Origin of the sequence: Marixanthomonas sp. SCSIO 43207 (assembly GCF_019904255.1) — a bacterium.
GTDB lineage: Bacteria > Bacteroidota > Bacteroidia > Flavobacteriales > Flavobacteriaceae > Marixanthomonas.
On the sequence record NZ_CP063203.1, the window covers coordinates 162799 to 177188 of the forward strand.

At 36.2% G+C, this 14390-nt stretch carries 11 protein-coding genes and 1 CRISPR repeat array; of the genes, 4 read left to right on the forward strand and 7 right to left on the reverse strand.

Annotated elements, in window-relative coordinates:
• Nucleotides 1–99: 99 nt before the first annotated feature.
• Nucleotides 100–963: a zinc-dependent metalloprotease gene (locus tag INR76_RS00785; protein WP_223108712.1), complete on the reverse strand. Its 864-nt coding sequence runs from the start codon at nucleotides 961–963 to the stop codon at nucleotides 100–102.
• A gap of 697 nt (nucleotides 964–1660) precedes the next feature.
• Here INR76_RS00785 and INR76_RS00790 point away from each other — a divergent pair.
• The gene (locus tag INR76_RS00790; RefSeq protein ID WP_223108714.1) at nucleotides 1661–2275 is read left to right on the forward strand and encodes a hypothetical protein; all 615 of its coding nucleotides are present in this window, start codon (nucleotides 1661–1663) and stop codon (nucleotides 2273–2275) included.
• A gap of 224 nt (nucleotides 2276–2499) precedes the next feature.
• Nucleotides 2500–3076: direct repeats of the CRISPR family, unit length 46 nt; unit sequence GTTGTGAATTGCTTTCAGATTACTACTTTAGTAGATAATTCACAGG.
• A 151-nt stretch (nucleotides 3077–3227) separates the two neighbouring features.
• On the opposite strand, the gene cas2 is transcribed toward INR76_RS00790, so the two are convergent.
• The 4 genes from cas2 to INR76_RS00810 all read right to left on the reverse strand — a co-directional run bounded on the left by cas2 (nucleotide 3228) and on the right by INR76_RS00810 (nucleotide 10176).
• Nucleotides 3228–3533, reverse strand: a complete 306-nt coding sequence (gene cas2, locus INR76_RS00795; protein WP_223108716.1) for a CRISPR-associated endonuclease Cas2 — start codon at nucleotides 3531–3533, stop codon at nucleotides 3228–3230.
• A gap of 110 nt (nucleotides 3534–3643) precedes the next feature.
• Nucleotides 3644–4537 carry a type II CRISPR-associated endonuclease Cas1 gene (cas1, locus tag INR76_RS00800; RefSeq protein WP_223108718.1) on the reverse strand — a complete coding sequence of 298 codons (894 nt, stop codon included), beginning with the start codon at nucleotides 4535–4537 and terminating at the stop codon, nucleotides 3644–3646.
• Complete coding sequence (cas9, locus tag INR76_RS00805; protein WP_223108719.1) at nucleotides 4534–8985, reverse strand: type II CRISPR RNA-guided endonuclease Cas9; 4452 nt, start codon at nucleotides 8983–8985, stop codon at nucleotides 4534–4536. Before cas9 ends, cas1 begins: the two co-directional genes overlap by 4 nt.
• 552 nt (nucleotides 8986–9537) lie before the next feature.
• Nucleotides 9538–10176 carry a hypothetical protein gene (locus tag INR76_RS00810; RefSeq protein WP_223108721.1) on the reverse strand — a complete coding sequence of 213 codons (639 nt, stop codon included), beginning with the start codon at nucleotides 10174–10176 and terminating at the stop codon, nucleotides 9538–9540.
• Nucleotides 10177–10584: 408 nt separating this feature from the next.
• On the opposite strand from INR76_RS00810, the gene INR76_RS00815 reads away from it, so the two are divergent.
• The 3 genes from INR76_RS00815 to INR76_RS00825 are packed head-to-tail and all read left to right on the forward strand — an operon-like array spanning nucleotide 10585 to nucleotide 13068.
• Complete coding sequence (locus INR76_RS00815) at nucleotides 10585–10728, forward strand: hypothetical protein (protein WP_223110036.1); 144 nt, start codon at nucleotides 10585–10587, stop codon at nucleotides 10726–10728.
• 39 nt (nucleotides 10729–10767) lie between these two features.
• Nucleotides 10768–12402 (forward strand): tetratricopeptide repeat-containing sensor histidine kinase, encoded by a 1635-nt coding sequence (locus INR76_RS00820; protein ID WP_223108722.1) that lies wholly within the window; start codon nucleotides 10768–10770, stop codon nucleotides 12400–12402.
• The gene (locus tag INR76_RS00825) at nucleotides 12403–13068 is read left to right on the forward strand and encodes a response regulator (RefSeq protein WP_223108724.1); all 666 of its coding nucleotides are present in this window, start codon (nucleotides 12403–12405) and stop codon (nucleotides 13066–13068) included.
• Nucleotides 13069–13226: 158 nt separating this feature from the next.
• On the opposite strand, the gene INR76_RS00830 is transcribed toward INR76_RS00825, so the two are convergent.
• Together INR76_RS00830 and prmA are read right to left on the reverse strand one after the other, a co-directional pair.
• The gene (locus INR76_RS00830) at nucleotides 13227–13502 is read right to left on the reverse strand and encodes an ATP-dependent Clp protease adaptor ClpS (protein WP_223108725.1); all 276 of its coding nucleotides are present in this window, start codon (nucleotides 13500–13502) and stop codon (nucleotides 13227–13229) included.
• Nucleotides 13503–13510: 8 nt separating this feature from the next.
• Nucleotides 13511–14347 (reverse strand): 50S ribosomal protein L11 methyltransferase, encoded by an 837-nt coding sequence (gene prmA / locus INR76_RS00835; protein ID WP_223108726.1) that lies wholly within the window; start codon nucleotides 14345–14347, stop codon nucleotides 13511–13513.
• Between the last annotated feature and the right edge of the window lie 43 nt (nucleotides 14348–14390).

Here is a 14390-nt window from a genome sequence, read left to right on the forward strand (position 1 = left end):
TGGGAGGATTGCCATTTATTAACGACACGATAGTGGGTGTATAACTAATAAAAGCCCACCAATAGGCAGGCTTTTATCGTGACTAATTCAAAAAGTTAGTTAGTATAGCTCTTGTAAAGCTATGATGTCATTTGCGTTAAATTCTCCATCTTCATTTGAACTAAAACAAGCTAGCATAATTGAAGTTGGATCATAACCAGATGGTGTCCCATCAATATGGTTGGCTCCTACACCACCGTCTCCTTCATTCACATTTTGCCCACAGCTTTGGCGACTGAACCAGTCGGTATGACGAAATCCTACCGAGTGACCTATCTCGTGTGTGATTACGTGTTCGTTTACATTTGTACTATACCCAGATAGCCCATAGATTTGGACAAACTTATATGGATAACCGTTACTAGGGAATCCGGCACTACCTCCAGCTCCATTAGGGTTGTTGATAGTGTTGTTATACACTACCATATCTTTATTTTGATAATTGGTTCCAAATGTTAAGTCAAAACTAATAGATACACCGCTTAATGCATTGTAATTATTTACTGCATACTGCAAAGCGGTACGTTCTTTACTAGAGAGTGCTTGACTTCCTCCGGTATACCCAATAATTGATATGGTTCTACCTTGAGTTACCAAATTGTCGGTACTGTACTGACGGCCATCATTTTCTTCCATGTTTCTAAGCATGGTAAACAATTGATCTTCGGTCATAACGATATCCTTTTCTATAAAAAGACGCTCTTCGGTAGTTCCGTCTGGCATATGAAAGGTATCGTACTTTATATAGTCACTATTTAAATTAAGCTTTTTAACCGCTTCTTTCACCTCTTTGGGGATTTCTTTGGTGATTTCAGTTGCTAAATTAGCTTCTTCTGTTGGAGTTTCGTTTTCGTCCTTAGAACAGGACACGAATACTAGACCTAGGGCGAGTAAGCCCATGAGTCCCATTTTACATGTTCTCATAAGTTAATGGTTTGTATTAATGAATAATTTGTCAGGTTAACCTGAGATAAAATTAAGAAACGATTAACAATTCAGCAAAAAATATACGTTAAAATTGGTTTTTAATCAATATAAAACACCTTTTATCGATACTTTATCAAACAAAAGTCGTTTTCTATGCACAAGCCATAATTTACTGAGCGAGAAAAGAATATACCTTTCAAAACTTCTGTATTTTCCTACAAAATTGGTAGGGTATTTTATTGATGATTTTATTCTGGAGTTTGATAAGAATTTGATTTTTTGCTTATGTATTTATATAATGTATGGTATTTACACCCCCCGTAGCCCCCCTCAAGGGGGAAATTATTTGAATAAGGTTGGGAAGGGTGATCCTTATTGAATTTAACCTACTGCATTATTTAATTTTTGAGTACGTACAACCTAAATGAAATGACTATTCTATATATTATATACACTATATATTCATTATAACTACTGTATATATACACTATACATACGCTACATAAATTTGCTTTCTAAACTAGAATAGTGTATATTAGTCCTTAAAAATCAGTTTATTATGGCACGACAAACGGGAATTATCAAATTATCAGGTACTATTGGAGATCTTAACTTTTATGAGTCGCACGGCGGACATCATGCTCGCAGGTCGGGTGGTGGTTTTAACAGCCATGATGTTAAAAACAAACCGAGTATGGCGCGGGTACGGGAAAACTATAGTGAGTTTGGTCAATGTTCACACACCAAAAAGTATTTTAATAGGGCCTTGCGTCCCTTTTTATGTATTTACAAGGATCGTACCCTTCATGGTCGTATGATGGCTTTGTTTATGGCTATTAAGAAACTAGATTCTGGAGGTGCTCGGGGACAACGTACTGTGCACGGGGGCTTGCAAACGATGCGTGGGAGACGTTTGTTACAAGATTTTGAATTTACGCCTTCTTGTCATGTGGCTTCTTATTTACCGGGGACAACCCATTATGACGCGAGCAGCCGTACTTTTACGGTTAGCAATTTTAATACCTCTCAACTCTCTTACCCGAACGGAGCCACACATATGGCACTTAGCTTAGGGGTGTTGCATTTTGATTTTGAAACCAACACTTATGAGCTTACCCAGAGTGCTCCTCTCTATATTGACGCCTCTTTTGCAGATGCTGCTTTTAGCTTACAAGCCCCTGCCCCTTCTTTACTTGGAACTGCTATAGCTTTAATTGGGGTGAAATTTTATCAGGCTGTGGGTGGGCAGTTTGTGGTACTACGTGGTCAAAAGGCAGTGGGGCTGGAGGTTGTTTTGGTTGAGGGGTGATTTTTTTAAATTAAGTAACTTTTTCCATTTTAATTTTCAAATATCTGTTTTTAGATAAATTATCTATGGTGATATTATTTTAGAGCTTTACTTAAACTGTAATTACCAAATTTTCTTATCAAAGCTTTTAGAAATATTTTAATAATTTATTGGTTTTGGATTTTAGAATTGTACTTTAGTACTGCATTCACAGGGCCGGAGAGGATATTTTTAAAACATTAGCCGTTGTGAATTGCTTTCAGATTACTACTTTAGTAGATAATTCACAGGAACAGAATATTCTGGAGGTTTGGAGGTAACGTTGTGAATTGCTTTCAGATTACTACTTTAGTAGATAATTCACAGGTAACCGTGTTTTCTGAAAACTCCATTTCAGTTGTGAATTGCTTTCAAATTACTACTTTAGTAGATAATTCACAGGTTAGCTTTAGGCAAACCAGAGCCGTTAGCAGTTGTGAATTGCTTTCAGATTACTACTTTAGTAGATAATTCACAGGTTAGAATTGAAAAGTTTATTGAATTTGCTAGTTGTGAATTGCTTTCAGATTACTACTTTAGTAGATAATTCACAGGTTCAGAAGGAACTATAGGCGCATAGATATGGTTGTGAATTGCTTTCAGATTACTACTTTAGTAGATAATTCACAGGTTGCGTACCTGAAGTTGGTGAAGAGTTATGGTTGTGAATTGCTTTCAGATTACTACTTTAGTAGATAATTCACAGGTGTTAGCTGCCGGAGTAGATATTAAGTTTAGTTGTGAATTGCTTTCAGATTACTACTTTAGTAGATAATTCACAGGATACCCGCCATAACAAGCTGGTATTATGTTTTTTACGAGGTGTGATAGGATTAAAAAATGAAACGGTTTAGCTTGGTAGGTATCTATTTTAATCTCATTTTTTAAAACAAGAAACACCCCTATGGTCCCCTCAAGGGGACAATTATCGGTATTAAAAAAGTTCGAGTTGTTGAGAAGGTGTTTCAGGCTCTACTTCCTTTTTTCCATGAAACAGTTCGATCATCCCAAATTGTTTATCGGTTATCTGCATAATACCCACTTTCCCTTTTTTGGGCAAGGCATTTTTAGAGCGCTTAATATGCACAGCAGCATTTTCTCGGCTGGGACAAAACCGCATATAGATACTAAACTGGAACATCGCAAACCCATCGTTCAGTAAATCTTTCCGAAACCGTGCCGCCGCTTTCCGCTCCACACGGGTCTCCGTTGGTAAATCAAAAAATACCAGTACCCACATACTTCTATATTGGTTTAAACGTGAAAATCGGTTCATATTATCAGTAATGTGTTCTCGATACTATTTTGCTTGTCCTTTGGACTCTCAAAATCACTCGAACTGACATGCTGCTAGAATTGGGGATATAACAGCTTTCTGCTGCTCCCAAAAAAACACTCGTACAAACTGTTGGTTGTCCGGCTCATCGCGTTCATCAAAGGGCTTTGCTTCCCATCTATCCATACATCCATAGCAGGTATTGTTAACAGTTCTGCCTTTAGAGAGGTGGTCAGCTCTTCCAAGTTGCAACCCGTTTCCACAATCTCATAAACCAAAATATCTACATAGGGTCGATAGGGTTCCATTACATCATCAGCCAAACAAAACGCATTGTATTTGTTATGGTGGTAAATCCCAACTGAAGGCAGCATCCCACTGCTTACCAAAGCTCTAGCTGCAATGGCCCGTAAAATAGCGTATCCATAATTTAACAGGTTGTTGGGTGGGATGCCTTTTTGGTTCCGGCTAAATCCTTCGATATCGAATAAGTTCTGAAAATAATGAGCAGCTGCAATAGCCTCATGGTTTTGCGTATCCCCACTCTTTACCTCACTGGCCCACCGCTTTAATTTTAAAGCATTCTTACCTTGTTGTTGCAAATGGGCAGCCTGGTTTTCAATCTTGGCACTAACCGTTTGTTGCCACAATTGTTTTTTTAGGGGTACACTAGCATCCAGTTGGTGGCGGATACGCTCGGTCTGTTCGCTATGCCCCACCAAGGGTTGCAAAAAACTACAGGGTAAATGCTGTTTGTCACAGGTGACCACCGCGGTTTTGTTCTGTACCAGTTTCATTAACAGGCCGTTGGTGATGGTAATTTGTGGATCTTCCAGCACAATATAACCCAAATCTTCAATAGGAATGGTTGCCTCCTGTTTTTCTTCTTCCGGAAAGTTGACCACCAACTGCTCGTTCTTTGTACTGAGGTAGGCGGGGTTGCCAAAAAAGAGGGTGCGTTTTATCATGCTAACCGTTTAAGGTTACCAAGCCGATCAACTAAAAGCTTCCAACATCTATCTTTAATCATAACTAAATTATTTTTTTCATCAATAATATTTTCTTTATTAGGATATGCTAAAATTCTTTCAGTTTTATTTCCAGAACCATTTTCATTCTTTTTAATTTCTTTTGCATACGGCATTGGCTGACACTGCAGCTTTTTCTGAGTTGTGCTAACCATTTTATAGATTCTTCCAGCTTGTTCCTTTGAAAGATTTTCAAAATTCACTAAAGTGGGATTATCCATTTCTTCATCAGTAGGTACATATACTAAATCATCTGGTGACAATGAAAATAAAAACTTACCCAGTTTTGGGTCTGTAGGGGCTTCAGTGCGCTCTTCTTTTGGTAAGGAAGCGACCGCTTTTTGATGTGCTACCACTTCATTCAATGGCACGGTTTCATAGTTGCGTTTTTCTTTCTTCTCATCCCAATACACATTAAAAAATAAATTGGTTCCTTTATCGGCTTCTACATATTTAGTATCCTTATTTCCTGTTTCGCCCAATGAAAACTTTGAACCTATTTCATACACCCGTACTTTCTTAATGGGTTGATGGGGCTTACCATTGTTTAATTGTTGTATGGTATTGTTTAATTCGTCAATTCCATCTGGGCTAAAAGCTAAATCAAAACGTTCTTTTTCTTTTTCATCTATGTAGTTTTTAAGATGATTATTAAGTATTTTTTTAATCCCACTATCAGTTATAGAGTTCAACTGTTTTCTGTTGGTAATAGACTCTAATGAAACCCTACCGGCAGTTGCTATTTTCCCTTTTGGTGTGTCAACACCTTTTGTTTTTCCATAATAAGTAGCTTTATGTAAAGACTTTCGTATCGCCCAGTTAGAGCCCTTTTGCTCCACTTGTATCTTTTTCATTTTACCATCTACCTCTTTCCATTTCCAATATTTATTGGTAGCCCGGTTTATTACCCGTTTGTTCTGCTTAAAACTCACAATAGTGGTTTCCAAAGCCTCTTTTGCTTCTTGTGTGAAATTATGCCAAGGTTTATGATAATCTTTGGCTACGGTGATGGTTCGGGTGCCGCCATTTTTTTTATCGGGTATGGTTTTCTTATCTATTTGTCGCAACTTAGAAACCAATCCATAATTTTTTCTTTTTGTATTAAGGGAAGTAACATAATTGGTATGTTCTTTTGTAGTAAAAGCCACAACCAAAGCGTCTAGGGCATGGTGGCGATGATCTAAACGTTTTTTAGTAAACCCGTTTGCTAGTTCGTCGGGTACAGTATTGACCATATAAGTGTTGCCATGGCCATCGGTTTTTTCAAAACGGAATTCGGTTGAATTGGTAATTTCGTTCATGCGTTCAAAGCGTGGGGCCAATAAATCGTTCCAAACATTACTCAGTCCCCAGTCTTGCCTCAAAACACTGGTTATCTTACCAATTACAGGAACCAAATGTTTCGATGTAGTCTCCTGTTCGCCTTCTTCCCGCACCACATTACTCAATAGCCCCTTTACTATTTTACTTATATAGCGACTGTCATTTAATTGACGATTAATAAAACCTTCCGGAATATCATCACTCAATAAAAACTCTAGTTTCTTTTTATTATCCTTAAAATAGGTTTTGCAATGTGCTTCATAATTTTCTTTAGAAAGTATCTTTACATTTTTTCCATTAACAGAAAGCTCAGGGACAATACTATCTCCTCTATCTTTAATAAATTGGTAAGCGGTCTTGTTCCCTTTATAGGGATATGGGTTGATTGCTGCTTCACAAATCACCTTATTGCTTATAGAATCATCGAAATAACGGGAACGAGGTATAATGTGTTCAACTTCATATTCACTGGTAAACAACTTGCTCAACGGAATGATTTCTCCTGTATAAGGGGAAACGTATCCTTGTTGCAACCAAAGTTTGTATTTGTTAATTTCAGATTTTGTTGGAGAAGTTTTCCTTCTTATTTTTTCTATATCGCCTAGTTCAATATTATTATAGCTTTCAGGTGAATGAGAATATACTCCTTCTTCATAAAGTTTTAATATTTCTTGGTGTCCTTTAGAATAAGGCCGTACACTTCCTTCCATGTCTTTGTCATCCATCAACTGTTGAAGAATGTTTTTAATGCGTTCGTTGGTATTGGTATTTTGGTTAATTGCATTGGTAATACTCTCACGAACATCAGCAGAGTTTTTAATCTCCCGCCCCAATTCTACATGGATTTCATCAAAATAATTTTCTTTGCCTTCACCATAAAATTCCCAAATATCACGAACAACGCGCAAGGTCTCTGTAACTACTTGCTCAACAATTGGGTTTCTAAGGCTGTGTTGTTTAAAACCTTTAAGGTATTTTGAAATCTCATCGGGCTTTGTCCATCGTATTATTTCACTAACTTCAGCGTGACGATTATAAACTGCATAACTCGCTTGATAAGTGTTTAGGCCTCTATTTGGCTGTGATGCTTTTGTAAAACTTTTTAAAACCTGTTTGGGTATATCATCATCGGCTACCTTTTCAATCTTTTCGAGATCGCGACCAATCGCATCGAGCCTTTCCATAATGAAATTAATCCTTGATTGGGTTTCTTCTAAAATTGCTTTATTGTCCCAATATTTGCCTTGGCGCATTAAGGGCAAGAGTTTTTTCAGTGCTTTTTCAGAAAAAGAACCATACGCACTGTCAAAAGGTTTAAATTTAATAAAAGCTTCAAAAAAAGCATCTTCATTCAGGTTATTTTTACTTGCAAAAGTTTTTAAAGCTTTTCCATATTGTTTTCGGTCTCGTACTGAATATATTATGTGCCAAAGCCCAAATATAAAGTCAGGATTCAAATAATCTTTTGGGTTAACCCCTTCTATTTTTGAAAGTCGTGAAATTATTTCGGCGCGTAATTCGTTACAGGGGTATTTTTTATCCTCAATATAATTCCATCGATATTCCTTTTCAGTAAGTTTAAAATATTTCAAAAGTGCCTTTTGACTAATCTCTTTTCGCTGATTTAAAAAATCATATAAATCCACATTATCCTTTTCCTCTTTCAAATATTTATTTGTAACATCTTGATCCAATACTGGGTTACCATCTTCTATTCCTTCGCGCTGGTAAATACGAAGGTTATGGATAAATTGCCAAAGACGAAACTCTTGATACAAGGGGTGGGATTTTGAAATGCACTTTAAAGGTTGTTCTACTTTTTCACCATCTTTTATGTAAGTTCTACTTTCAAAAGGGCAGTTGGAAATTAAAGATTTATTGGTTTTTAAGGGTCGTTGATAAAATATAATATCGTCTATAAATAGATACTTAAAACCTTTGTCTGTAATATTGGCTCTATGTGCATCATTGTTTCGGTACAATTCATTGATACTCTTTTGATATAATTCAGCGTTTTGTAATTCTGGATGAAATGCCAATTGAGTTTCAATAATCTTATCAAGTTCTTTACGGTAAAATTTGCGCTCAATGGTCTTTATAAGTTTTCCCCGTATTTTTTGATCCGGTTTTTTAAGCAGAGTGTCAAAAATATATTCACCCACTGTTTTCTCAGTGTCTAATATTTCATTTTCGGTTTTCTTTTTAATAGCGATCCAATCTTTTTCACTGTCTACTGACCTAAAGCTTCTCTTTATATTCCCCTCTTTATCTTTTTTGGGTTTACCCTTCTTATCAAGTGTTGTAGTAACTATAAATTCTCTGTCTTTCCCTATCCAATCAATTAAGGGGTCTTTGCTTTTGCGTCTATATACCCATTTATTTTCCAATAGAACATTATACCAAATTCCTCCTTTAGCTTTGTCACTTTCCTCTACATTTACTACCTTCAACTTATAATATTCTTCCAGTTTATTGGCATCACCTTCCAAATCTTCGTCGCGAGATTGGTAATAACCTCGCTTTTGGTTAAAGTTAAGTAGCACCCAAGATAGCTCTTGTTTTGAAATTTTATGCTTTAATGCTTTTTTTCGCAAATAATATAAGGTCCAATCATACGGTAATTTTATATTTTGACCTTTGGCTTTAAAAGCACTCACCATTTCATTGAAAGAATCCTGAAAAATAAAATGAAAATTGTTTTCTTCATCTTGACGGTAAGGTAGTTTTGGTTCAGTTCCTTTTTTAAATTGACCATAGCGTTTTTCAAAATCAATGCTGTTGGCATAATGATCTGGCAAAAAACCAAGAATGTTTAACACCCTATGCAAACGTTCACGACGTAAAATACTGCGTTGATAAAGCCTACGCATAGATCTTGCAGCAGTTCTATCTGCCGTAGCAGAGATTGATTGCCCTGTGCTAAAATCGTTCATTTGCTTGGCATCCATTGGTATTATACGACTTCCTAAACCAATTATTTTACCCTCTTTTTTATTGAAGTTTGACTCAACCAACGCCCAACCAATAGAGTTTGTACCCAAATCCGGTCCTAAAATTCGTTTCATATTTTTTATAGTTAGTTTCTAAAGGTAGAAAGTTATCAATATCATACATTATGGAAACCCGTAATTATCTTTAATTTCAATTTCTTATATTTACACTTGAAAGCAATTCACAATAAGGATTATTCCGTTGTGAAAACATTCAAGGTGGTGTTTTAATTAACATCACCTTTTTTTTTGCAAGCGTGTTTTTTATAAGACACGCGCATTAAAATAAAACATTATTCGCCACTACTAATAAGCCGCCTCAACTTTCAATTTGGGCTTTTAGTTTTAAATTTATAAGCTTATTATAAAATTGATTATTAATAATCGTTTTTAAAAAGGGAGTATAAGTAAATGTAAGAAAAATAAAATATTTCTATGATGGGAAAAACCAAACCGTTTATTAAGTATTATTAAAGTAAATAACATAAAAGAATTGCATTTCTTTTTATCCAGTATCTTTTCTAAATAAGCCGTCCTCTCTTGCTCACCTTTTATGCGGTCTTGTATTTCTTAGTTTTTATACCTTATATAATGTATTCTACATAAGTTTATTCCTCTGTAGGATTATTACTTGTTTTTGTGGCAGATATATTTGTTGATCATATATGGGGTGATGGGCTTTAAGGCCTTCCCTGTTTCGGGATGTTTTGCCAAGTCTGTAAACCATTGGTATTCTCCTTTTATATTTTTGCCATAAAAAACTGTTGCGATGCCATCGGGACTAAAGAAAGTCGTATTGCAATCTGCTTCGATTCTTTTAAAGTTATCGATTCGCTCTTGTTTATAACGTTTCAATATTCCATTGCTCAACTTTTCGGCATTAAAATCGGCTTCTACATATACCGGATCCCTCCATTCCATCCAACGTTCTCTGGTGAGGTATTGCCATGCTAGAATCCCTAACAAGCCTACCATTAAGACTATTAAAACACTCACTTTCCAAACTCTATTTTTTGTGTCCTGAGGTTCTTCTTTCACCTCTGTAAGCACCTTTTCTTTACAAGATTCCACATCATCATACCCTACATATTTGCACAGTCCTTCTATTACAAAATCCGGCACTACAACGGGCTCTCCTTTTTTTGCTGTTTGGTACTTTGTTACAAGACTTCTATCTCCATAAGGCTGTTTTGTTACCTCTTGAATGTAGTCTGATAACACCCTAGCCCTGGGATAGTCACGTTGTTTACCGGTCTTGTTTTTCACTTCCTCAAATGCGCTGACAATTAAATTTTTATACATAACCCGTTGTTTTATTTCTATACAAATTTTATCGAATTGGTATCGAAATTTTGTTTCGGAATCCTTTCGATTTCTTTTCCATCGCATTTCGATTGTTTCGAACCCTTCCTACTCATCTTTGTCCTGTTCTATTCTATCACCTGTATCAGACAGGTTTCTGATAATTGACTAGAACACCTTTGCACAGCACGTTCGTCAAGTGCTTTAGAGAAGTAATCATTTCTCGATTGTGTTGTGCACAACTTCTCAACTCGAGGAGGGACGCCTCTTCATTTTACTGCGGATCGCCCGCTCCCCTCTTGGGAATATTTCAAGTAGGGATTTACTACCAATTTTTAAAAATACTTTAAAATGAAGAAAATTTTTATCGTTATGTTTACGGTTTCCCTCATTTTTGGGGTGACTTCTTGTACGCCTGAGCAATTACATACACAAGGCATTCAAAAACAAGCGTGTTGTGGGGAGGACGATCCTATACAACCACCGCCTCCACCTCCACCACCAAATGGTGGGTAATAAAACCAAATTTTAATTTTTTAATCCTATTTTAGAGGAATGAAAAGAATCTTGCTTTCATTCCTCTTTTTTTATTTCATTCTTGGGCTTTTTACTATCTACTCTTCTAGTATACATGCCCAAAGCAAACCCGATTCACTTGATGTTGTTCTTAACACCACTAGACTATCTGAAAACAAGCTAGAACTGGTGGAAGGTATTCGTTATTTGGAACAAGCAGAAACGAATACCTTATTGCAGTTGCCACTCTACTACCAAATTTATGTATATGAGGTCATGGCCAATACATATTATAAATTGGGTGATCTTAATTCTAGTGAAGTTTATTCTGTTAAAGGGTTTTCAGCTATTAAGTCGGATGTAGAAACAGACCATACGAGTACCAAAATACGGTTACTTTGTCTATTAGGAATTTTACAAAAAGAGCGGCAATTGTATGATTTGGCTTCTGAATATTATGAACAAGCACTTCGCCTTTCAAAAACAGCGACTGACAGTCTTTCCATTTTAAACAATCAAGCTACCTTATTTAAGGAGCAAAAAAAGTATTCTAAAGCTATTGCTACCTATGAAACAGGTTTAACCCTTGTCTCGAGGTTGGATTCTAAAAAAGTATATCAAAAAGCAAAATTACTCGATAACCTAGGCAATGCTCGTTCCTTAGCTACGGGAGAAGGGCTTACCGAACTCAACCAGGCCTTACAGTTGAGCAAACAAATATCGAGCACGGTACGGTCTTACTCCATCAACCGCCACATTACACAGTATTATATACGTAAGGCAGACACCACTTCTGCGCTGCCTTACGCTCTTACCACCTACCAATTGTCTAAAGAAATTGGTGATACAAGCTATAAAAAAGAGGCGCTTTCTTTATTGTTACAACTCAATCAAAAACAATATGGTTTGCAATATGTTCAATTATCTGATAGTTTGAATATCGCTCAACAAACTGCCGATAATGCCTATGCGCTTTTAAAATATGATAAATCTGAAGCTGAAAAAAATGCCTTGGCTGCTGAAATTGATAAACAGCGAACGCTTATTTTTGGAATCATTCTTTTGTTTATCACCCTTTCGGCTTCTTTCTTGATTATTACTAGAATACAACGCAAAAGAAGACATGCCATAGCCGAAACGGAACAACGTATTGCAAAACATATACATGATGATATTGCCAATAACATTTTTTTGGTGATGAATAAAATTCAGAATACTAATGATGATCAAGTTATAGATGACCTTTCGCACATTTATGACCAAGCCCGACATATCTCCCGAGCAAACACACCAATTAATACCAAAATTCCTTTTCAGCAACTCTTATTAGACTTGTTTCAACAATACACTACCAAGCATTTAAAAATAACACCTCAAAACAGTAGCAACATCAATTGGGAAAAGGTGTCTGCCAAAAAGAAAGAAATGTTATATAAAGTATTACAAGAATTGTTAACCAATACTTTGAAACACAGTGAAGCTACATTTGTGGTTGTAAAATTTGAGCAAAATAAAGGATCTTTACGTGTTGACTACCGTGATAATGGCAAGGGAACAAGCAACAAGCCTAGTGGTGGTCTTTTGAATGTGGAAAACCGTATTCATGCTATTTCGGGAACCATTACTTTTACCTCAGTACCCAATAAGGGTTTCAGAGCCAAAATAGAAGTGTAAATGTTTAAAAAATTACTTGTAGCAGAAGATTTTGGGAGTGTTAACGAAGGTATTATTAAAACCCTAGCTCCTTTAGGAATATCGACGATTGAATATGTAAGCTATTGTGATGATGCCTATTTAAAAGTAAAAAGGGCAGAACAAGATGGTGAGCCTTTTGATTTATTAATAACCGATTTGTCGTTTAAGCCTGACCATCGCAAACAAAAAATTAGTTCGGGTAAAGAATTGGCATCTATTTTAAGCCATGAACATCCTTCTTTAAAAATCATTATTTTTACCCACGAAGATCGAATTGAAAAAGCGCGTACCCTTTCTGCCATTACCGCTGTTCAGGCTTATGTGTGTAAAGGCCGGCAGGGTCATTCAGATTTATATACAGCTGTAACAATGGTTCATGATGATAAAACCTTTCATTCTGAAGCTGTTGCCCAAGGACTATCCAAAGAACCTGTTTTTGAATTAACCGACTTTGACATTACACTACTTAAGCAACTCTCCAATGGTTTGCTTCAAGATGAGATTAGCTTGTACCTTAAAAAGCAATCCATCCGTCCTAGTAGCCTTAGTTCTGTTGAAAAACGGCTGAGTAAATTAAAGGATCATTTCGGTGCTAAAAACAGCACACAACTTGTAGCTATTGTAAAAGATTTAGGACTTATTTGATGTATTCTGAAATGCATATACTTTGTAATTGAATCGAAACAAAGTAAATTGAAAAACTGAAGTATACCTTTAACACACTACAATTGTTTGGTAAGATTCCGAAATAAGTTCGGAATAGCAGGTAGTGAGTTCTATCATTACTAAAGAAAGAGAGAAATCTATTGAATCTCAGCACTCAATCCGGCTTCCAGAAGTTTGGTACAGCGAGGTTCTAGGTCTTTGTAGGCACCACTTTTTACTGTACACTTACCTTTATAATGTACAATGATAGCACATTGTTCAGCTTGTTCGGGGGTATGATCACAAGCATAGATAAGCATGTTAATCACATGGTCAAAGGTGTTTACCTCATCATTAAAAAGGACAATTTGATTTTCTTTGTCTTCTTGTTCGGCAACTAATACGTCTTCTTGTATTTGCTCTTGGGTACTCATTTCGGCTACTAATTTACAAATTTTGCGGCAATCCAGTTAGCTCGTTGTTTGTTATCAACGAAGCTTAATCCTAACTTATTGCAACAGTCTTGAAGTATCGATAAATCATCCAGATAAAATCCGCTTATGTATAATTTGCCCCCGGGTTTGAGACATTGTTTGTATGCAGCCATATCTTGTAGCAAGATATTTCTATTAATATTGGCAATTATGGTATCATAGGTTGATTCCTTAGCCAGTATATCTGCCCCACCTAATGCCACTGTAATGTTGCTGCAGGTATTTCTATCGGCATTTTCTTGTGCATTTTCTACACACCATGGGTCAATATCAATGGCGTCTAGTTTTATGGCGCCTCGCTTTTCAGCTAAAATAGCTAATACGGCTGTTCCGCAACCCATATCTAAAACTGTTTGACGTTCCCAATCTGTTTCTAATATATACTCCAAAAGCATATGTGTGGTTTCGTGATGCCCGGTACCAAAGGACATTTTAGGCTCAATAACCAATTCATAGGGTACGTTACGCTTATTATGAAAAGGTGCACGCACCACACATGTATTTCCTATCTCTATGGGTGTAAAGGCTTGTTCCCACTCTGCATTCCAGTTTTTAGGCAGAATTTCATTTTTGCTGTATGTAATTGAACATATATTTGAGTTTAGTATTTGAACTGAATCTAGCATTTCTTTGTTCCAATCATCTTTGGGTATATAGGCCTGGACACCGGTTTCAGTTTCTACAAAACTTTCAAAACCTGCCTCACCTAATTGAGCAATCAAAATATCTGTACCCGGTTCTTTTGGACTTACCGTATATGTAAACTCTAAATAAATAACTGCCATAATACATTTTAAGGATTTCTCTTATGTTTCAAATTTAAAGAAG